This is a genomic window from Paraburkholderia sp. NMBU_R16 (assembly GCF_013282575.1).
In the GTDB taxonomy this organism is placed as follows: domain Bacteria; phylum Pseudomonadota; class Gammaproteobacteria; order Burkholderiales; family Burkholderiaceae; genus Trinickia.
The window spans coordinates 67,111-84,857 of record NZ_JAAAYE010000008.1; the positions used below are offsets into that span (position 1 = coordinate 67,111).

21 protein-coding genes are annotated in these 17,747 nt (G+C 62.9%); 13 read left to right on the plus strand and 8 right to left on the minus strand.

Annotated elements, in window-relative coordinates; genetic code table 11:
* The first annotated feature begins 7 nt into the window (after window positions 1–7).
* The gene (locus GWC77_RS05865; protein WP_217283184.1) at window positions 8–1,249 is read left to right on the plus strand and encodes a DUF3443 domain-containing protein; all 1,242 of its coding nucleotides are present in this window, start codon (window positions 8–10) and stop codon (window positions 1,247–1,249) included.
* A gap of 54 nt (window positions 1,250–1,303) precedes the next feature.
* Here GWC77_RS05865 and GWC77_RS05870 read toward each other — a convergent pair whose 3' ends face one another.
* Window positions 1,304–1,771, minus strand: a complete 468-nt coding sequence (locus GWC77_RS05870) for a GNAT family N-acetyltransferase (protein WP_173255941.1) — start codon at window positions 1,769–1,771, stop codon at window positions 1,304–1,306.
* Complete coding sequence (locus tag GWC77_RS05875) at window positions 1,749–2,042, minus strand: DUF1778 domain-containing protein (protein WP_173255942.1); 294 nt, start codon at window positions 2,040–2,042, stop codon at window positions 1,749–1,751. Before GWC77_RS05875 ends, GWC77_RS05870 begins: the two co-directional genes overlap by 23 nt.
* A 242-nt stretch (window positions 2,043–2,284) precedes the next feature.
* Here GWC77_RS05875 and flhB point away from each other — a divergent pair, with 242 nt between their 5' ends.
* From flhB to GWC77_RS05900, 5 genes are read left to right on the plus strand one after another with little or no spacing between them, the layout of a single operon-like run.
* Window positions 2,285–3,484 (plus strand): flagellar biosynthesis protein FlhB, encoded by a 1,200-nt coding sequence (gene flhB, locus GWC77_RS05880; protein WP_173255943.1) that lies wholly within the window; start codon window positions 2,285–2,287, stop codon window positions 3,482–3,484.
* Window positions 3,481–5,586, plus strand: coding sequence for a flagellar biosynthesis protein FlhA (gene flhA, locus GWC77_RS05885; RefSeq protein ID WP_173255944.1), 2,106 nt, complete (start codon window positions 3,481–3,483; stop codon window positions 5,584–5,586). The genes flhB and flhA overlap by 4 nt, the downstream gene beginning before the upstream one ends.
* Window positions 5,583–7,463: a flagellar biosynthesis protein FlhF gene (gene flhF / locus GWC77_RS05890; RefSeq protein ID WP_173255945.1), complete on the plus strand. Its 1,881-nt coding sequence runs from the start codon at window positions 5,583–5,585 to the stop codon at window positions 7,461–7,463. Before flhA ends, flhF begins: the two co-directional genes overlap by 4 nt.
* On the plus strand, window positions 7,456–8,331 hold the full coding sequence (locus GWC77_RS05895; protein ID WP_173256025.1) for a MinD/ParA family protein: 876 nt from the start codon (window positions 7,456–7,458) through the stop codon (window positions 8,329–8,331). Before flhF ends, GWC77_RS05895 begins: the two co-directional genes overlap by 8 nt.
* Before the next feature lie 31 nt (window positions 8,332–8,362).
* Window positions 8,363–9,091, plus strand: a complete 729-nt coding sequence (locus GWC77_RS05900; protein WP_173255946.1) for an RNA polymerase sigma factor FliA — start codon at window positions 8,363–8,365, stop codon at window positions 9,089–9,091.
* 4 nt (window positions 9,092–9,095) lie between these two features.
* Here GWC77_RS05900 and GWC77_RS05905 read toward each other — a convergent pair whose 3' ends face one another.
* The 3 genes from GWC77_RS05905 to GWC77_RS05915 are packed head-to-tail and all read right to left on the minus strand — an operon-like array spanning window position 9,096 to window position 10,610.
* Window positions 9,096–9,542 carry a hypothetical protein gene (locus GWC77_RS05905; RefSeq protein ID WP_173255947.1) on the minus strand — a complete coding sequence of 149 codons (447 nt, stop codon included), beginning with the start codon at window positions 9,540–9,542 and terminating at the stop codon, window positions 9,096–9,098.
* 52 nt (window positions 9,543–9,594) lie between these two features.
* Window positions 9,595–10,077, minus strand: coding sequence for a DUF2778 domain-containing protein (locus tag GWC77_RS05910; protein WP_173255948.1), 483 nt, complete (start codon window positions 10,075–10,077; stop codon window positions 9,595–9,597).
* Between the two features lie 26 nt (window positions 10,078–10,103).
* On the minus strand, window positions 10,104–10,610 hold the full coding sequence (locus tag GWC77_RS05915; RefSeq protein ID WP_173255949.1) for a hypothetical protein: 507 nt from the start codon (window positions 10,608–10,610) through the stop codon (window positions 10,104–10,106).
* Window positions 10,611–10,920: 310 nt separating this feature from the next.
* Between GWC77_RS05915 and GWC77_RS05920 the strand changes: the two genes are divergently transcribed.
* The 3 genes from GWC77_RS05920 (at window position 10,921) to GWC77_RS05930 (ending at window position 12,084) form a co-directional block, all read left to right on the plus strand.
* On the plus strand, window positions 10,921–11,307 hold the full coding sequence (locus GWC77_RS05920) for a diguanylate cyclase (RefSeq protein ID WP_173255951.1): 387 nt from the start codon (window positions 10,921–10,923) through the stop codon (window positions 11,305–11,307).
* Window positions 11,308–11,531: 224 nt separating this feature from the next.
* Complete coding sequence (locus GWC77_RS05925; protein WP_173255953.1) at window positions 11,532–11,828, plus strand: type II toxin-antitoxin system Phd/YefM family antitoxin; 297 nt, start codon at window positions 11,532–11,534, stop codon at window positions 11,826–11,828.
* Entirely contained in the window at window positions 11,782–12,084 is a 303-nt protein-coding gene (locus GWC77_RS05930) for a Txe/YoeB family addiction module toxin (protein WP_173255954.1), read from the plus strand. Before GWC77_RS05925 ends, GWC77_RS05930 begins: the two co-directional genes overlap by 47 nt.
* A gap of 63 nt (window positions 12,085–12,147) precedes the next feature.
* Here the strand turns inward: GWC77_RS05930 and GWC77_RS05935 are convergent, their stop codons facing one another.
* The 3 genes from GWC77_RS05935 to flgA all read right to left on the minus strand — a co-directional run bounded on the left by GWC77_RS05935 (window position 12,148) and on the right by flgA (window position 14,444).
* Window positions 12,148–12,588, minus strand: a complete 441-nt coding sequence (locus tag GWC77_RS05935; RefSeq protein ID WP_173255956.1) for a flagella synthesis protein FlgN — start codon at window positions 12,586–12,588, stop codon at window positions 12,148–12,150.
* Between the two features lie 74 nt (window positions 12,589–12,662).
* Window positions 12,663–13,001: a flagellar biosynthesis anti-sigma factor FlgM gene (flgM, locus tag GWC77_RS05940; RefSeq protein WP_173255958.1), complete on the minus strand. Its 339-nt coding sequence runs from the start codon at window positions 12,999–13,001 to the stop codon at window positions 12,663–12,665.
* A 144-nt stretch (window positions 13,002–13,145) separates the two neighbouring features.
* Window positions 13,146–14,444, minus strand: coding sequence for a flagellar basal body P-ring formation chaperone FlgA (gene flgA / locus GWC77_RS05945; protein WP_254366829.1), 1,299 nt, complete (start codon window positions 14,442–14,444; stop codon window positions 13,146–13,148).
* Window positions 14,445–14,690: 246 nt separating this feature from the next.
* Between flgA and GWC77_RS05950 the strand changes: the two genes are divergently transcribed.
* From GWC77_RS05950 to flgE, 4 genes are all read left to right on the plus strand, one after another.
* Window positions 14,691–15,203 carry a flagellar basal body rod protein FlgB gene (locus tag GWC77_RS05950; protein WP_173255961.1) on the plus strand — a complete coding sequence of 171 codons (513 nt, stop codon included), beginning with the start codon at window positions 14,691–14,693 and terminating at the stop codon, window positions 15,201–15,203.
* Between the two features lie 82 nt (window positions 15,204–15,285).
* Window positions 15,286–15,708, plus strand: a complete 423-nt coding sequence (flgC, locus tag GWC77_RS05955) for a flagellar basal body rod protein FlgC (RefSeq protein WP_173255962.1) — start codon at window positions 15,286–15,288, stop codon at window positions 15,706–15,708.
* An 11-nt stretch (window positions 15,709–15,719) separates the two neighbouring features.
* Window positions 15,720–16,442, plus strand: a complete 723-nt coding sequence (locus GWC77_RS05960) for a flagellar hook assembly protein FlgD (protein ID WP_173255964.1) — start codon at window positions 15,720–15,722, stop codon at window positions 16,440–16,442.
* Between the two features lie 36 nt (window positions 16,443–16,478).
* Window positions 16,479–17,717: a flagellar hook protein FlgE gene (gene flgE / locus GWC77_RS05965; RefSeq protein ID WP_173255966.1), complete on the plus strand. Its 1,239-nt coding sequence runs from the start codon at window positions 16,479–16,481 to the stop codon at window positions 17,715–17,717.
* Window positions 17,718–17,747: the final 30 nt, after the last annotated feature.

A 17,747-nucleotide genomic window follows, 5' to 3' on the forward strand; every position in this document is an offset into this window, starting at 1 on the left:
AACGATCTTGCAACCAAACAGCAGACTCGTGCGCGCTTTGAGTGCATTCGCCGCGGCGCTGATTGCCTTGATCGTCGCTGGCTGCGGCGGCGGCGGTTCCAACAGTTCCAGCAGTTCGGGCGGCACGACGGCGGCTTCGAATCAGGTCGCGGTAAGCGTTGAGACCGGCACGGCCGGGTTGGTCAACATCCCGACCGTTAGCGTGACCGTTTGCAAGCCTGGGACGTCGACGTGCCAGACCATCAATAACATCCAGCTGGACACGATGTCGTACGGTTTGCGCATCGTAAACACGGCGGCTGCCGCGGTGCTCAGCAGTCTTTCGATCGAGACCGACAGCAGCGGTAACCAGATTGCCGAATGTACGGTATTTGCTGACGGCTACACCTGGGGATCGGTGCGGAGCGCTGACGTGACCATCGGGAGCAAGACCGCGGGCAACATCCCAATCGGGATCATCGGTGATATGGCGGCGTCGACGGTGCCCTCGGGCTGTTCCAGTGCCGGCAACGCGGAGAACACAGTGGCCGCAGTGGGCGCGAATGGAATTCTCGGTATCGGCGTGAAGCCGTATGACTGCGGTTCGACCTGCGTAACATCGGTGCCCACTTCGCCGTTTGTTGCGCCCTATTATTCCTGCCCAGGGGGCACCAACTGCACTGGCACGATGATCGCGCTTTCTCAGCAAGTGACCACTCCGGTCGTCAAGTTCTCGAGCGATAACAACGGCGTGATCCTCACGATGCCGACTATTAGTTCGGGAGGCGCGAATTCGGTGACGGGCATGCTGACGTTCGGTATCGGAACGCAATCAAATAACGGCCTGTCCGGCGTGACGGTCTTCGGGACTGACTCGGCAGGCGACGTCAACGGCACTTTCAACGGTACTACTGGATTGACATTTTTTGACTCCGGATCGAACGCTTTCTTCTTCGCCGACGCGACGCTCGCGGAATGTTCGAATGGTTTCTACTGCCCGCAGTCCCCGACCACGCGCTCGGTCTCGATTTCCAACGCTTCGGGCGCAAGCGCGTCGGTGGCAGTGACGATGCCGATCCAGAACGCGGCTACGCTTTTCAACAGCGGTAACTTCGCGTTTAATGACTTGGCTGCCGATTCGGGAACGACTCTGTCTAACGCTGGCTTCGTCGCCGATGTCGGCATGCCATTCTTCTACGGACGCACTGTCTTTTTCGGCTACGACCAGTCCTTGACCGGGGGCACCCAAACGCCTTACGTCGCGTTTTAGCGAGCTCCGCCCCACGCGTCGTCGGCCCATGGCCGCCGACGTGTGGTATTTCCGCTATAGCGGCAGGAACAGATTGAGCGGATGGTCAGCCATCCGTTCAAAGCCATATCGGGTATAGAAATCGACAGCGGACGGCTTTGCGTTAACTATGAGGCAGATCCCCCCAATTTCGGTCGCGATGCGAGTCACGCGATCGATTGCATCGAAAAGCATGAACTCTCCGATGCCTTTGCCTGCGTGGAGTTTAGCGGTGGCCAATCGGCCAAGCCGGAAGGCGGGCACCTTGGTAGGCAAGCGCTTACGATACTGCGATGGCAATTCCGCATTCACCAACTCGGCCAAGCTGATAGCGTAGAAGCCCTGCACCTCAGTGCTGGCTTCCTCCTCGACGACGACAAACGTCGATGAAATACCTTTTTCCTTGTGTTGCCTGGCTACCTGAGCGAACCAACTGTTGAGTTCGGCATTTCCACAATCAAATCCCTTCCTGTCGTGCTCGTTACTTAGCGGTAGAACCAGCACCGTTCTTTATCCTCTTATAGCGGGCTTGCGCTTGCATGAACTTCTCGTTGCGCGGTGGCGGATTTTCGATCAGTTCCAACAGCCTTAAAGATTCACGGCGTGTCAGGACAATCGTCGACTCGCTTTCAATGACCTTGTCCGCCTTTTCGAGTGCAGCTTGCACGACGAACTGGTTCAGGGTGGCGCCCACGAGGTCCGCCGCCGCTTGCAGCTTTTCCTGCACGTGGTCGGTGATTCTCGTGGTGAGACGTTTACTGGTATGAGCGAGCATAGCGGCCTCGTTGCCGGATAGAAGCTGGTCATTCGCAGTATAGATCGGTGGCGTCATTTTGTCACCAGGTGGTCGGTGACCCGCGAAAACAAGGGTTTTCCCTTATTAAGCGCGCGCAACCGATCACTCGAAATACACCCCTTTCCCCGTCCTTATCCGCCGATCGTCGATAGACGCCAACAGGAATAATCGCTCTCAATGAAGAAGCGGCATGTTGCCGTGCCTGGAGCGGAGAAAACCCTGTGGCAGAGGATAGCGACCTCGAGAAGACCGAATCAGCCACCCCCCGGCGCCTGGAGAAGGCGCGCGAAGAGGGGCAGGTTGCGCGTTCGCGCGAGCTCGCGTCGTTCGCGCTGCTCGCGGCGGGCTTCTTCGGTGTCTGGGCCCTTTCCGGTTCAATCGGCGCGCATCTGCAAACGATGCTGCGCGGCGCGTTCACGTTCAACCACGCGAGCGTCGTCGATACGAACCGCATGCTGATCGGCGCCGGCGCGGCGGGCCGCGAAGGGCTGCTGGCCGTGCTGCCTGTGCTCGCGCTGACCGGTGTCGCAGCGCTCGCGGCGCCGATGGTGATCGGCGGCTGGCTCCTGTCCCCCAACGTTTTCCAGTTCAAACCCGAGCGCGTCAATCCTATTGCCGGCTTCGGCCGCATCTTTTCGCTCAACGGTCCGATCCAGGTCGGCATGTCGATCGCCAAGGTCCTCGTGGTCGGTGGCATCGGCGGCACCGCAGTCTGGCATCGCAAGGACGAACTGCTCGCGCTCGCCAACGAATCGCTGACGGCCGCCGTCGGCCATGGACTTTCGCTGATCGCCGTGTGTTGCGCGACGACGGTGGGCGGCATCTTCGTGATCGCCGCACTGGATGTCCCGTACCAGCTCTGGCAATTCCACAAGAAACTGCGCATGACGAAGGAAGAAGTGAAGCGAGAGCACCGCGAAAGCGAAGGCGATCCCCACGTGAAGGGGCGCATTCGCCAGCAGCAGCGTGCCATCGCCCGCCGCCGCATGATGAGCGCCGTGCCGAAGGCCGACGTCGTGGTCACGAACCCGACCCACTATGCGGTCGCGCTGCAATACGCCGACGGCGAAATGCGTGCGCCGAAGGTCGTCGCCAAGGGCGTCAACCTCGTGGCCGCCCGCATCCGCGAGCTTGCCAGCGAGCATAACGTGCCGCTCCTCGAAGCGCCGCCGCTCGCTCGCGCGCTCTATCACAACGTCGAACTCAACCGCGAAATCCCGGGCGCGCTCTACAGCGCAGTCGCCGAAGTGCTCGCATGGGTCTATCAGCTGCGGCGTTTCCGCGACGAAGGCGGCGATGTACCGGCGGCACCGACGGAGTTGGACGTGCCGGCCGGCATGGACAAGAGCCCGATTTCGGATAGCGACGTGCGTGAAGAAGAAGAGGATGTGCTCGGCACGGACAACGGAGCTTCGGCATGAACGCACGCGTCGGAAGCTTCTTCGGCAAGCGGCCGCCGGCACTGGCGGCAACGAATCTGAGGGCACTCGCAGGTCCGATCCTGATCTGCATGATCCTCGGCATGATGATCCTGCCGTTGCCGCCGTTCCTGCTGGATCTGCTCTTCACGTTCAACATCGCGCTTTCGGTGATGGTGCTGCTCGTCAGCATGTACACGATGAAGCCGCTCGATTTCGCGGCCTTCCCGAGCGTGCTGCTGTTCTCCACGCTGCTGCGGCTCTCGCTGAACGTCGCCTCTACGCGCGTCGTGCTGCTCGAAGGCCACACAGGGCCGGCCGCGGCAGGCCGCGTGATCGAGTCGTTCGGCCACTTCCTCGTCGGCGGCAACTTCGCGGTGGGTATCGTCGTCTTCGCGATCCTCATGGTCATCAACTTCATGGTGATCACGAAGGGCGCCGGGCGTATCGCCGAAGTGGCAGCCCGCTTCACGCTCGATGCGATGCCGGGCAAGCAGATGGCGATCGACGCCGATCTCAACGCGGGCCTCATCAACGAGGAAGGTGCACGCAAGCGTCGCCTGGCCGTGTCGCAGGAAGCCGAGTTCTATGGTGCGATGGACGGTGCTTCGAAGTTCGTGCGCGGCGACGCCATCGCGGGCCTCATCATCATGGTCGTCAACGTGTTCGGCGGGCTCATCGTCGGCATGGTTCAGCACGGCATGGATTTCGAATCGGCTGGCACGACCTACACGCTGCTCACGATCGGTGACGGACTCGTCGCGCAAATCCCGTCGCTGATCATTTCGACGGCGGCCGGCGTGATCGTTTCGCGCGTGGCCACCGATGAGGACATCGGCACTCAGCTCACGGGGCAGCTTTTCACGAACCCACGGGTGCTGATGATCACGGGCGTGATCATCATGGTGCTCGGCCTCATTCCCGGCATGCCGCACTTCGCATTCGTGCTGCTGGGCGGCGGCGCGATCCAGTTGAGCCGCATGCTGAAAAAGCGCGCTGAGCAGGCGAAGGCGAGCGCCATCCTCGTCGATGCGGCACCGGCCGTCACCGCTCCCGCCGAAGCGCACGAAGCGAGCTGGGACGACGTGACGCTCATCGATACGCTCGGACTCGAAGTCGGCTACCGCCTCATTCCGCTCGTCGACAAGAACACCGACGGCGAGCTGCTCAAGCGCATCAAGAGCATCCGCAAGAAGTTCGCCCAGGAAATCGGCTTCCTGCCGCCCGTCATTCATATCCGCGACAACCTCGAGCTGCGTCCCAACGGCTATCGCATCGCGTTGAAGGGTGTGGAAGTGGGCGTCGGCGAGGCATATCCGGGTCAGTGGCTCGCCATCAATCCGGGGCAGGTCTCGGCCGCCCTGCCGGGCACGCCGACGCAGGATCCGGCCTTCGGTCTGCCCGCGGTCTGGATCGACACCAACCTGCGCGAACAGGCGCAGGTCTATGGCTACACCGTCGTCGATGCGAGCACCGTCGTCGCCACGCATTTGAATCATCTCGTCGTTCAACATGCCGCCGAGCTGCTCGGCCGGCAGGAAGTGCAGGCACTCATCACGCGTATCGGCAAGGATGCGCCCTCGCTCGTCGAAGACCTCGTGCCGAAGACGCTCTCGCTTTCGACGCTGCAAAAGGTTCTGCAAAACCTGCTCGAGGAAGCCGTGCCCATCCGCGATATGCGCACGATCCTCGAAGCGCTGTGCGAGCAGACCGGCAAGACCGGCGACGCACACGAACTGACCGCCATCGTTCGCCTCGCGCTGGGCCGTGCCATTACGCAGCAGTGGTATCCGGGCGCCGGGGAAATGCAGGTGATGGGGCTCGACGCGAATCTGGAGCGCGTGCTCTCGCAAGCGCTCTCGACCGGTGCCAATCCCGGGCTCGAGCCGGGTCTCGCTCACTCGCTTCTGACGGAGACGCAACGCGCGATCGCCCGTCAACAAAATTCCGGGCTGCCGCCTGTGCTGCTCGTGCAGCACGCGCTGCGCACGATGCTCGCGCGGTTTTTGCGCCGCAGCCTGCCGCAATTGAAAGTGCTCTCGTACGCTGAAGTGCCCGAGTCACGCACGATCAAAGTCGTCAACCTCATCGGGGGTCTAGCTTGAACATTCGTAAATTCATTGGTGCAACGAGTCGCGACGCTTTGCGTCTCGTGCGCGAGGCCCTCGGTGCCGACGCAGTCGTCCTGTCCAACCGCACGAACGACGATGGCACCGTCGAAATCGTGGCGCTCGCCGATACGGATTTCGCGGCCATCGCACCCGATGCCGGCGAAGATTCGGGGCAAGGCACGGGTCAATCGCCGCGTCGCGCGCCGGTCGCTTCGCTGCCCGCGCAATCGCAGACGATGATGCCGCCCGCCGCTGCCGCGCCTGGCATGGCGCCGATCAATCCGTACGCGAACGGCATGCCGGACGTGTTCTCGGCTGTTTTCGGAACGAGCCCGGAAGCCGGTCTGAGTACGAGCGGTGCGTCTGCTGCGATGCCGTTCAACACGGCCGCCACCGCCGTTGCCGGCGGCGGCAGCGCGGCCGGTGGCAACGCAGCAGCTTTGACCTCGCGCGAGCCGCGCGCCGAAGCGAACGCGGCCCACGCCGCGCCCGCCACGGCCCGGCCGGCACGGACCGCGCGCCCGGCTGCGCCCGCGGTTGCCGAACTTTCGCCGACGCTGGCCGACTCGAACCCCTGGCTCATCGATCATGCGCAGCGCATCGCCTCGCAGCAGCGTGGCGCCGAGCCTCAAGCCGCCCATACGGCGCGCACGCATGCGATGACGCCCGCTGCTGCCGCCGCAAAGGGACTCGGCACGCCGGGCAAGATTCTTTCGCCGGAAGAGCTCGTGGCCGGGGAACTCCCCGACTGGGCGCATGAGGCCGCGCAAGTCGCCGCGCGCCGCGCCATGCCGCGCATCGCGCCGGCGTTCGAGGGCGTCGGCGCGAAGAGCGGTAGTGCCGAAGACACGGCAGCCATGGCCGACGCCGTTCGCGCGCGCATCGAGGAAGTCGTCAATCAAACCGTGATGAGCGAGCTGTCGTCGATGCGCGGGATGATGGAAGAGCAGTTCGCGGGTCTGCTGTGGGGCGAGCGCCAACGCCGCAACCCGCTGCAGAGCACGCTCACGAAGCAGCTCTTTGCGGCTGGGTTTTCCGCTCAGCTCGTGCGGATGATGGTCGAGCGCATGCCCGAGCTCGAGAATGCCGATGCCGGCATGGAGTGGGTGCAGTCGGTGCTCGGTGCTAACCTTCCCGTGCTCGAGAACGAAGAGGCACTGATGGAGCGCGGCGGCGTGTTCGCGCTGATGGGGCCGACGGGCGTCGGCAAGACCACGACGACGGCCAAGCTGGCGGCGCGCTGCGTCATGCGCTTCGGCGCGAGCAAGGTCGCGCTGCTGTCCACCGATAGCTACCGGATCGGCGGCCACGAGCAACTGCGCATCTTCGGCAAGATTCTCGGCGTATCGGTGCATGCCGTGAAAGATGCCGCCGATTTGCAACTGGCGCTCACCGAGCTGCGCAACAAGCACATCGTACTGATCGATACGATCGGCATGAGCCAGCGCGATCGCACGGTCTCCGACCAGATCGCGATGCTGTGCGGAGCCGGGCTACCGGTGCAGCGCTTGTTGCTGCTCAATGCGACGAGCCACGGCGATACGCTCAACGAAGTCGTGCAGGCTTATCGCAGCGCGGAAGGCCAGCCTGAGCTTGCCGGCTGCATTCTGACGAAACTCGACGAAGCCACGAATCTCGGTGGCGTGCTCGATACGGTGATCCGCTACAAGCTGCCCGTGCACTACGTGTCGACGGGACAGAAAGTGCCCGAGAACCTTTACGTCGCGACGAAGAAGTTTCTGATCAAGAGCGCGTTCTGCATTCCGCGCGACCGCTCGCCGTTCGTGCCGCACGACGACGATATCCCTGCTTTGCTGTCTTCGCTCTCCAGCCGTACGAGCGCTGAGCTGCATGAGGTCCGCTTTGGATAAGCACGTCACCGATCAAGCCGAAGGGCTGCGCAGGCTGCTCGCGAAGAGCGGCTCGCGCGTGGTAGCGATCACGGGCGGGCCCGTGGGCGTGGGCTGCACGTCGACGGTCGTCAATCTGGCTGCGGCACTGGCCGGGCTCGGCAAGGATGTCCTCGTCATCGACGAATGTCTCGGCGCGAAGTCCGTATCGGCGATGTTGGGCGGCGTGAGCGGCGCGGGCAATCTGCGGGCATTCCTCGCCGGTCACATCGGCATCGAAGAGGCTGCGCCGCGCCACCCGCTCGGGTTTTCGGTGCTGGCCGCCTCGCGTGAGAACTGCGCGGACTATAGCCCCGCGCAACTCGGCGCGATCCTCGCCGGACCAGCCGACGTGGTGCTCATCGACGCGCGGCTCGACCGCCGCGGCATGCTTTCGGCGCTGGCCTCCCAAGCAAATGACGTGATGATCGTCACGCGTGTCGCGGCGCAGGCGATTACCGAGGCCTATGCCGGGATGAAGCGGCTGCATTACGAACACGCGATTGCACAGTTCCGCGTGCTCGTGAACCACGTTTCGAGCCACTCGGACGCGCATACGGCGTTCGAGAACCTCGCCGAGGTGGCCGCGCGCTATCTGACGGTGTCGATTGCGGACGCCGGCTGCGTGGCGGAGGACGCGTTCATGGAGCGTTCGCTCGAACTTGGACGATGCGTGGTCGACGCGTTTCCATCCGCGCCGTCCGCGCGTGATTTCCGGCACATCGCTGCCGAAATGCTTTACTGGCCGATGCGTCCGGCGCTTTCGTCGTGCGCATCGACAACAAAGGTACGCACGGCCATGCCGGCGTCGGCGCTCGCCGACGCGCCGACCGCGCGTCAACATGCTTGAAACGTTAGGGACAAGGAGAAGGAGACCCTCGATGTACAACGCTCAAGGGAAAATGTCCCAGACGGAAGTCTTGGAGCAATATGCGCCGCTGGTGCGCAGGCTGGGTTTGCAACTCGTGGCGAAGATGCCGGCGAGCGTCGATCTCGACGATCTGATTCAGGCGGGCATGATTGGTTTGCTCGATGCGGCGAGCCGCTACAAGGAAGACCAGGGCGCGCAATTCGAAACGTACGCGAGCCAGCGGATTCGTGGCGCGATGCTCGACGAGCTGCGCAACAACGACTGGTTGCCGCGTTCGCTGCGCAAGACGTCGCGCGAGGTGGAGTCGGCCGTGCATCAGGTCGAACAGCGGCTGGGCCGCTCGGCCAGCGAGACTGAGGTGGCCGATCATCTGAAGATGCCGCTCGATAGTTATCAGTCGATGCTGCAGGACCTGCATGGCTCGCAGCTCATCTATTACGAAGACTTCGATCGTTCGGCTGACGATGAACCGTTCCTGGATCGTTACTGTGTGGACCATACGGACCCGCTTTCGGCGCTGCTCGATGAAAGCCTGCGTGCTGCGCTGGTCGAGGCGATCGACAAGCTGCCGGAGCGCGAGAAACTTTTGATGTCGCTTTATTACGAGCGCGGGATGAACCTGCGCGAGATCGGGGCGGTGATGGAAGTGAGCGAATCGCGTGTGTGCCAGCTGCATAGCCAGGCTGTCGCGCGGTTGCGGGCGCGGTTGCGGGAGATGGCTTGGGCGAGTGTGGACTGAGGGTTCACGAAGTCCTCGTCCGCATTCGGTGCCGGACTGCCCAGGCGATTACGCACGCGATCAGCGCGAGGAACAACCATGTTTCCCACCATAATTCGTAGCCAGCGGCATCAAAAGCGTATTCGCCATCAAGGCCGAACAGCGACGCGATCACGCCGAGCGTCATCCTGTCGAGGATGGCTGACGGAAGCGCACGTGTGACCACCTGTGTCAGCACGTTTAGCGCTGCGGCGGCTGCAAGGACGATCAGAAAGATACGGCTTCTTCGGCGTGCCAGGGTAACCGCGAGCCACGACGCGCCGATACCAAGAATCAAAATGGCGACGAGGCTGGCAATCGTAGATGAATCCGAGCTTGGGAATGGCAGAAGTACGATGAACGGAGCCACGTCAAACACCGTTAGAAGTCCTGCCAGGAGGGCGCGTGCGAGGGCGGAAAATGGTGTGCGCATGACGTTGGTTTCGAGACGATAGGGCCGGGACTCAGTTGCGGCACGGAGATACTTAGCGAACCGTGACCGTTCCGTAATAGTTGATTGTCGTGCCGGGAATTTTCCGTGTGGGTTGTGCCTTGAGGAATTGACGCAGCTTATCGAACTGCCCGGCGTGCGGCAGTGTGATGCAGCCTTCACTCATACCCCACCACCCGGATGGATGAAGGCGAAAATTGCCTCGGCGGACGCCCTCCACGAACGTCCAATCGTCGATTGTTCCGTCGTTGCGGTAGAGCGCGAACCACCTGGAGCGATCTGTTCCCGCTCTCGCGTCGGCCATGAGGTCGTTGAACCATCCTAGTCGGCCACCGCTCTGACGATCGACGATGAAATACGTCCCAGCGGGGAGAGGGCCTGCTTTCTTCAATGCAGTGGCACCCGGATCGTCTATATGCTTCCCCCTGCCGGAATATGCTGGCACCGAGCCGAAGCCCGGGCATACGAGGTTTGACACACTGCTTCGATTCAAAACGAAAGTGCATGCAACCGGCATATTAGTACCCGTCCATTCGCGATGCGCTAATTTACCCCCTTTTTACCGCTCTTGCGAAAGTCAGAGGGATGCGATGCTGTTTGTCGGATAGTTGCTGTTTTGAGCTCCAGCGCGAGAAGAATGATGTACGCGTCGTTATGCTGGTAGCCCGTTTGCAACTCGAATACCTTTTCCGGATCGCCCGCGGTGATGAGGCTTTCGTCGACAGATCCTAGCAAGGAAAGCGATAACGAGTGGCCGACCGCACCATATTCGAGACCCGGCTGGGTGTAGTCAAGCTCGCTTGTCTGGGAAGTGACGTTATCGATTTTCTGAACGACCGCGGTTGGTGTTTCAAGTTCGGGTTGGTAAATCGTTTCCACTCGTTTCAGCGTCTCCTCTTTCCATCCACAGGGAACGGTATCCAGCGTGTTAAAAACGCGTATCCCGCGCTCTTCCATCTGATTATCGAAATACGCCGCGAACGCGCCGTTACCCGCCGTCGGCGCGCCAAACGTATCGCACTGGTGAATCTCTCCTGACGACGCCCACATTGGGATTCGGCACGTCTTTTCCCGAGGTGTCCGTGGTTGCGCCGTTGAGGACGAACGAGAGCAGGAGGTTCGTCTGGGCTGTTCGAGCATGCCTGAGGGGAGCGTATTCCCGCGCCTTCCTCTCCGCCATGGCACCGAGGGATGGCATCAAGCCCCGGCTGAAAGGCCGCCATTGCTTGATTTGGTTCGATTGCGGCGAGGCCCGGCCCACCCATCTACGAGCGCTCAATGACCGCGATGCGGCCACTGCGATAACATCTTGGAATCGCCGACCGCCCGAATGTGGCGGCCGCACTACGGAGGATTCTTTATGCCCGTGATCGGCTTCAGTCACTACAACCTGCGGGGCGATCGACGCATACTCGACGCGTTGCGCGATTTTTATGTCGACGTGATCGGGCTACGGGTCGGCGAACGCCCGCCGTTCGCGCATTTCGGCTATTGGTTGTACATCGGCCAGCAAGCGGTATTGCATCTGAGCGAAGCGCGTCCGAACGAAGTGCGCGAAGCGAACGTGACGGGCACGTTCGATCACGTCGCGTTCTCATGCACGGCGCGCGCCGAATTCGAGGCGCGCTTGCACGAGCGCGGCATCGCTTACCGCAGCTCGCGTGTACCGCTTACCAATCAGTACCAGCTCTTCCTGGTCGATCCCGCCGGCAATGGCGTGGAGCTTAATTTCGCGGATGACGAATAAGGCAACTGCACCAACTCAAACCAGCGAACCCCGCTATCCGGCATCTATGGGCACGCTCGATCACGCGCGCCAGGGCGCGGGTCGCATTTACGTGATCGTCGAGTGGCAATATAGTACAAAACTATGTACAATTGGCTGTCCGCTCCCAAGTTCGGGGGCGGCCATTGCGTAGCAGACACGCCTCGCCTCGACAACTCGAGGCGCTGGGCAAAGTGAGAACAGAGATGAATATCCTGACTTTCAGTGAGGCGCGAGCCGGCTTTAAGCAGGCGCTGGACACGGTATGCCGAGATCATGAGCCGACCGTCATCACGCGGCAGCGCGGTGAGCACGTGGTTATGATTTCGCTGGACGATTACAACAGCATGCAGGAGACGTTGCACCTTCTGGGAACGCCAACGAATGCTGATCGACTGCGCCAGTCCATTGCCGAATTCAAGGCCGGCAAGACCTTGATAAGGGACTTGCCAAAAGATGTCGCAACAGAAGAAAGCAAAAAACAAGGCCGCAGCCGCAAGTAGCTGCAAGGTTGCTTGGAGCACGAACGGTTGGGACGACTACCTACACTGGCAAAAGCACGACCGAGATATCGTCGAAGAGATCAACGGTCTCATCGAGGAAATTTGGCGTGACCCGTTCAGAGGTACAGGAAAACCCGAGCCTCTGAAGGGTGATCTCACAGGCTACTGGTCAAGGCGCATCACCAAAGTTGACCGTCTGGTGTACATCGTTCAAGACGGCATCATCCACGTGATGCAGTGCCGATTCCACTACTAATTTCGGCACGACAAGGGCGGCGCAACGGCGTCCTTGTCGGTTCGATGCCGCAGACCCCGCAGCCTAAACCAACGAAACCCGCCCATCCGGCCCATACACGCCCGATGCGTTATTCGCGGTCGCCCCACGCAAGATCGAAAGCGCCTTCTCGTTGTAATTCATGCGCACGCGAATCATGAGCCCATTGGTCATATTGGCGCGCCGGGCGCGGTCGACCACGTCCTGAAGCAGCTTCCATTGCTGGGCGAGCCGCGGCTCGTCCGCGCTCGCGAGCTCCATGCCGCGCTTGCCGGCAGGCAGCCCAAGCGCCTCCAATTGAGCGTCGCGTGCTTTCTCCAGCGACGCGAGCTTGTCGGTCAATTCGGTTTTCTTTTCGAGGATGGCAGGCAGCGTCTCGAGCGGTGACACAGCAGCGAGCGCTTTTTCCTCATAGACCAGCAGCGACGCAAACGCCTCGAGCGTCGCATGTTCTTCCGTCACGGTATTGAGCAGGGCGTCTTTCATCGGATTCGCCAAAATTCGCGCGTGAGCGCTCGTTCATCAGAATCGCCCCGCAACAATGCCGTGCTAGAACGGCCTCAGCCGCCGGACGATTGAGGTTTTTGCAACAAATTGCGCGCGGTTTCGAGGATGCCGTCCGCGATCTTGCCCGTGTCGATCGACAGCGTGCCGTCCTTGATGGCCTGCTTGATCGATTCGACTTGCGCAACATCGATGTCGGCTGCGCCCGATGCCGCGAGCGAACGCAACTGGGACGAAAGGCCCGACAAGCTGACGCTCGCATCGCCGCCGGCCGACGCACCCGCGCCCGCCGTGCCGGCAGCATTGGCCGCCGGGGACGAATCTCCCTGGCGCGCGTTCTGGACGCCGCCCTTGGGCGACGACACGCTGGAGTTGGTGGAGGACTCGATTTTCACGATTGGCTTCCCAAGGTTCTCGATTTGAATGTGATATCGGCACACCCAAGTGGAACTTTAGCGCAATCGCGTCCGTCGCCTTGCCAGCCGGCCTGCCCCTTTCCTCTCGGGGCCGAGGCGCGGCGCCCCCAGCCTTGGCCCCATTTACATCTGAATTTCGACCGTCGAGCCGTCCTTGACGATCCCCGAAATGATCTGGCCCGCCGCGGTCTTGACCCGCACCTGTTGTCCAGGCGACGCATTGTTCATGACGGCGCCTTCGGACGAAATCGAGAATCCGGTACCCACCGCGATGACCTTGACCGTCTGACCGATCGTCACGGAACTGGCCGTGCGCAGCATGTCCTCGCGCAGCGGCGAGCCGGCGCCGATCCGCGCCAGCGCCACGGCGCCCACGGCTTGCGACGGATCGGTCACGATCGTACGCGGCAGGTTGGCTAGGTCGCCTTCGCGCGTCATCAGGTCGGCGGCAGAGACCACCGCACCGGGTTCGATCTGCCGCGCGGCGAGATAGTAGGTCGATTCGAGCGAAACGCGCGCTTGCAAATAAAGCGTCCAGGGCCGTTCGCCGGCGCAGCGCACGCCCACCGTGGTGCGGCCCCACAGGCGCGCGCCCGGTGGCATGAACGGTACGAGCGTCGTGCACGAGGCGAGGCCGCGCGGGAAGGCGGGCGCCACGGTGATCGTGATCTTGCCCGGCAAGCCGGCCGATTGCTGCTGCAAAAACGTCAGCGCGGTGCGGCGAACGGATTCGCCGTCCTGCGGGCCGGCCGGCACGGCGGCGGCGACCGGTGTGGGTGCCGCGTTGGTCGCCGGGGCAGTGGTTTCGACAGTCCGTGCCGCAGTTTGCGCCGGGGTGGCGGTGGCGGCGAGCCTTGCGGCCTGTGAAGCGCCGTTCGTGGCCGCCGCGCTCGGCCCGCCCGCGCTGGCCGGCCGGTCGATCGGAATCGGCTGCGCGGCCCTGGTCGCGCGCGGCGAAGGCGTGACGACAACGGGGATTACCCGGGATGCCGCCTGCATCGCCGCCACATGCGGCAGCGCGCTGCGGGACGCGGGTTGCGCCGCGGCCTGTTCGCCCGGTCCTGGAATGGTGATCACGCCGGTCGTCGCGCCCGGCTGTACCGGGCGCTCGCCCGGACCGGGGATCGTAATCATGCCTCCCGGTGCTTCGCTACCGTCGTTGGTGGCGCGCAGGGTGCCCACGGCCGGGGCGGCCGGTGTTGCCGAACGCTCGCCGGGCCCGGGAATGTAAATCTGCGTGCCGCCCGTTTGCTGGGCATGGGCTGCCGTTGCCAAGCCCAGGCCCAGGCCCAGGCACGTCACGACCGACGCCGCGAGCCCGAGAACGGCGCCCGCGAGCGTGCGCGAAGCGCGTTCGGGCGCCGTCCGCACGGCGGCGGGCCGTGCTGAGCGCGGAACTGCGGTGGCGGCGAAAAGCGACATCTCTGTTTCTCCATCGAACTTCGGACAGCCCCCGAAGCGCGAGCTCGTCATGACAACGAATTCTAGAAGCCCGCCCCATCGCGCAAACGTTGAATAGAGGCCTGCTTCCCCGGTTATTCGTCCGATTGGTACTTGACCGCCGCCCATAAGATGCAGTCCATGCAAAAAGGTCTTGCCGGACGGCGCCCCAGGCGCTCCGACAAGGCGAACCGCCTGACTCATTGCTTGGCAACGGAGAAACATTCGATGCTGGACAAACTCGATGCCGAATTCGCCTTCGGCCGCGAAGCGCTCGATGTGCGCGCTTATCGGCAGGAGCTGCTCTCGTCGAACATCGCGAACGCCGATACGCCCGGCTACCGGGCGCGCGACGTCGATTTCGCCTCGTCGCTGGCCGGCGCCCTGAAAAAAGCGGGTGCGCCCGGCACGCATGCCACGGCGACGGTGGCCGGCACCTCGAACGCCGCGCCGCTGGCCATGGCGCAACCGGCCGGTGTGACGAGCGGCATGGCGATGAACGCGACGGCGCCCGGCCATATGGCCGGCGAGGCGCGGCTCGTGGCCACGGGCGGCTCGAGCCAGGACTACGGTCAACTGAAATACCGCAATCCGACGCAGCCCGCGCTCGACGGCAACACCGTCGATCTCGACGCGGAGCGCGTGCAGTTCGCGGACAACTCGCTGCATTACGAATCGGGCATGACGGTTCTCACGCAGCAGATCAAGACGATGCTCGCGGCGATTACGTCGGGCGGCTGATGCCGCACGCCCGACGCCTCGCCGCAGCCAACGAATAAATCGCTACGGGGTATTAACAGGAAAGCAAGGAGGCCACGCCGCCATGTCATTGATGAACATCTTCACGGTTGCCGGTTCGGCGCTCTCGGCACAGTCCGAGCGGCTCAACGTGACCGCGTCGAACCTCGCCAACGCGGATAGCACGACGGGCCCGGACGGCCAGCCGTACCGCGCGAAACAGGTCGTCTTCCAGGTCAAGCCGGTGGGCGGCGCGCACACGGCGTCGGGCCAGCAGATCGGCGGCGTCCAGGTGAGCAACGTCATCGACGATCCCACGCCAATGAAGACCACCTACGACCCGAGCAACCCCTCGGCGGACGAGAACGGGTACGTCACGCGTCCGAACGTCGATCCGGTCCAGGAAATGGTCAACATGATCTCGGCATCGCGCTCGTACCAGGCCAACGTCGAGACGTTGAACACGGCCAAGAACCTGATGCTGAAAACACTCACGATCGGCACCTGAGGAGAAACTTCGTGACTTCATCCAGTACGACCATCGCCTCCGGCGGCACGGTCTCGCAGTCGCTGCTCGACACGATGAACGGGGCGTCTTCGTCGTCCGGTTCGTCGAGCACGTCGTCCACCGGCAACGCGACGAACGATCTGCAGAACACCTTTCTGAAGCTGCTCGTCACGCAGTTGAAGAACCAGGACCCGACCAATCCGATGGACAGCTCGCAGATGACTTCGCAGCTGGCCCAGATCAACACGGTCACGGGGATCAGCCAGCTCAACACATCGCTCACCTCGCTCGCCTCGCAGCTCGCCGCCGGCCAGAACGCGCAGACCTCGCTGCTCATCGGCCAGGACGTGCTCGTGCCGGGCAACACCGCGACGGTGTCGAGCGGCAGCTCGTCGGGCTTCGGCTTCACGCTGTCGCAAGCGGTCACGGACCTGAAGGTCACGATCAAGGATTCGTCGGGCAACGTCGTCAGTAGCGTGGACCTCGGTCCGCAGGCGGCCGGCACCGTGCCGGTCGGCTGGAAGCCGACCGACGCATCGGGCAATACGCTGCCCGATGGCACCTACTCGATTTCGGCGCAGGGCACGACGAGCGCCGGCACCTCGGCCACGGGCATTACGACCCTGACGGGCCAGCAGGTGGTGAGCGTCGTGCAGCAGAGCTCGGGCAAGCAGGGCCTGCTGCTCGGAAACGGCACCACGGTCGATTCGACGAGCGTCGCAGCGATCCTCTAACCCTTCTTCCAGAACATTCGCGCAGGAGACCCGACAATGGGCTACCAACAAGGTTTGAGCGGCTTGTCCGCATCGGCGAACGACCTCGATGTCATCGGCAACAATATCGCGAACGCGAACACGACGGGCTTCAAGGAAAGCACGGCGCAGTTCGCCGACGTCTACGCCAATACGATCGCCACGACGGTGAGCAATCAGATCGGTCTCGGCACGCGGCTCGCCAGCGTGCAGCAGGATTTTTCGCAAGGCACGATCAACACGACGGGCCAGGCACTCAACGTGGCCATCAACGGCACGGGCTTTTACCAGATGTCGAACAACGGCACGCTGACCTACTCGCGTGACGGCGTCTTCCAGATGGACAAGAACGGCTATATCACCGACGCGCAGGGCCTCAAGCTGATGGGCTATGCGGCCGGTGCGAACGGCGTCATCAACACCGCTTCGACGGTGCCGATCCAGGTGCCGACGACGAACATCGCCCCGCTCGCGACGACGAACATCACGGCGCAACTGAACCTGAATTCGCAAGATACGGTACCGACCGTCACGCCTTTTTCGGCGACGAACTCGCTGACCTACAACTATTCGACGTCGATCCAGAGCTACGACTCGCTCGGCGGTGCGCAGCAGGTCAACATGTACTTCGTCAAGACCGGATCGGGTGCGTGGGACGTGTACTCCGGCACGGCGACCGGCACGGTCAGCAAGGTCGGCGCGATCGGCTTCGACACGGCGGGCGCGCTCTCGAGCACGGCTGCCACGGCACCCGCAACGAGCTCGGGCACCGGAATGCTGACCTTCAACATCACGAACTCCGACGGCAGCACGTCGCCGCAGGCGCTGACGCTGAATCTGAGCGGCACGACGCAATATGGCAGCAAGGACGGCGTGAACAGTCTCGCGCAGGACGGCTACGCCAGCGGCCAGTTGACGAACTTCTCGATCGCCGACGACGGCACGATCACCGGCAACTACTCGAACGGCAAGTCCCAGCCGCTCGGCCAGATCGTGCTCGCGAACTTCTCGGACCCGAACGGGCTGCAGGATCTCGGCGGCAATCAGTTCGCCGAAACGGCGGCTTCCGGCGTACCGCAGATCTCGGCGCCGGGCTCGACGAACCACGGCACGCTGCAAGGCGGCGCGATCGAAGAGTCGAACGTCGATCTGACGAAGCAGCTCGTCAACCTGATCACGGCGCAGCGCAACTACCAGGCGAACGCGCAGACGATCAAGACGCAGCAGGCGGTCGACCAGGCCGTCATCAACCTGTAAGCGGCTTTGCGCTTCTCAGGACCGGGCACT

Coding starts and splice junctions, on each gene's coding strand:
- GWC77_RS05875 (WP_173255942.1), bottom strand. CDS start 2,042: ATGCTCGCTCATACCAGTAAACGTCTCACCACGAGAATCACCGACCAC.
- flhA (WP_173255944.1), top strand. CDS start 3,481: ATGAACGCACGCGTCGGAAGCTTCTTCGGCAAGCGGCCGCCGGCACTG.
- GWC77_RS05900 (WP_173255946.1), top strand. CDS start 8,363: ATGTACAACGCTCAAGGGAAAATGTCCCAGACGGAAGTCTTGGAGCAA.
- GWC77_RS05905 (WP_173255947.1), bottom strand. CDS start 9,542: ATGCGCACACCATTTTCCGCCCTCGCACGCGCCCTCCTGGCAGGACTT.
- GWC77_RS05910 (WP_173255948.1), bottom strand. CDS start 10,077: ATGCCGGTTGCATGCACTTTCGTTTTGAATCGAAGCAGTGTGTCAAAC.
- GWC77_RS05915 (WP_173255949.1), bottom strand. CDS start 10,610: ATGTGGGCGTCGTCAGGAGAGATTCACCAGTGCGATACGTTTGGCGCG.
- GWC77_RS05920 (WP_173255951.1), top strand. CDS start 10,921: ATGCCCGTGATCGGCTTCAGTCACTACAACCTGCGGGGCGATCGACGC.
- GWC77_RS05925 (WP_173255953.1), top strand. CDS start 11,532: ATGAATATCCTGACTTTCAGTGAGGCGCGAGCCGGCTTTAAGCAGGCG.
- GWC77_RS05930 (WP_173255954.1), top strand. CDS start 11,782: ATGTCGCAACAGAAGAAAGCAAAAAACAAGGCCGCAGCCGCAAGTAGC.
- GWC77_RS05935 (WP_173255956.1), bottom strand. CDS start 12,588: ATGAAAGACGCCCTGCTCAATACCGTGACGGAAGAACATGCGACGCTC.
- flgA (WP_254366829.1), bottom strand. CDS start 14,444: ATGTCGCTTTTCGCCGCCACCGCAGTTCCGCGCTCAGCACGGCCCGCC.
- GWC77_RS05950 (WP_173255961.1), top strand. CDS start 14,691: ATGCTGGACAAACTCGATGCCGAATTCGCCTTCGGCCGCGAAGCGCTC.
- flgC (WP_173255962.1), top strand. CDS start 15,286: ATGTCATTGATGAACATCTTCACGGTTGCCGGTTCGGCGCTCTCGGCA.
- flgE (WP_173255966.1), top strand. CDS start 16,479: ATGGGCTACCAACAAGGTTTGAGCGGCTTGTCCGCATCGGCGAACGAC.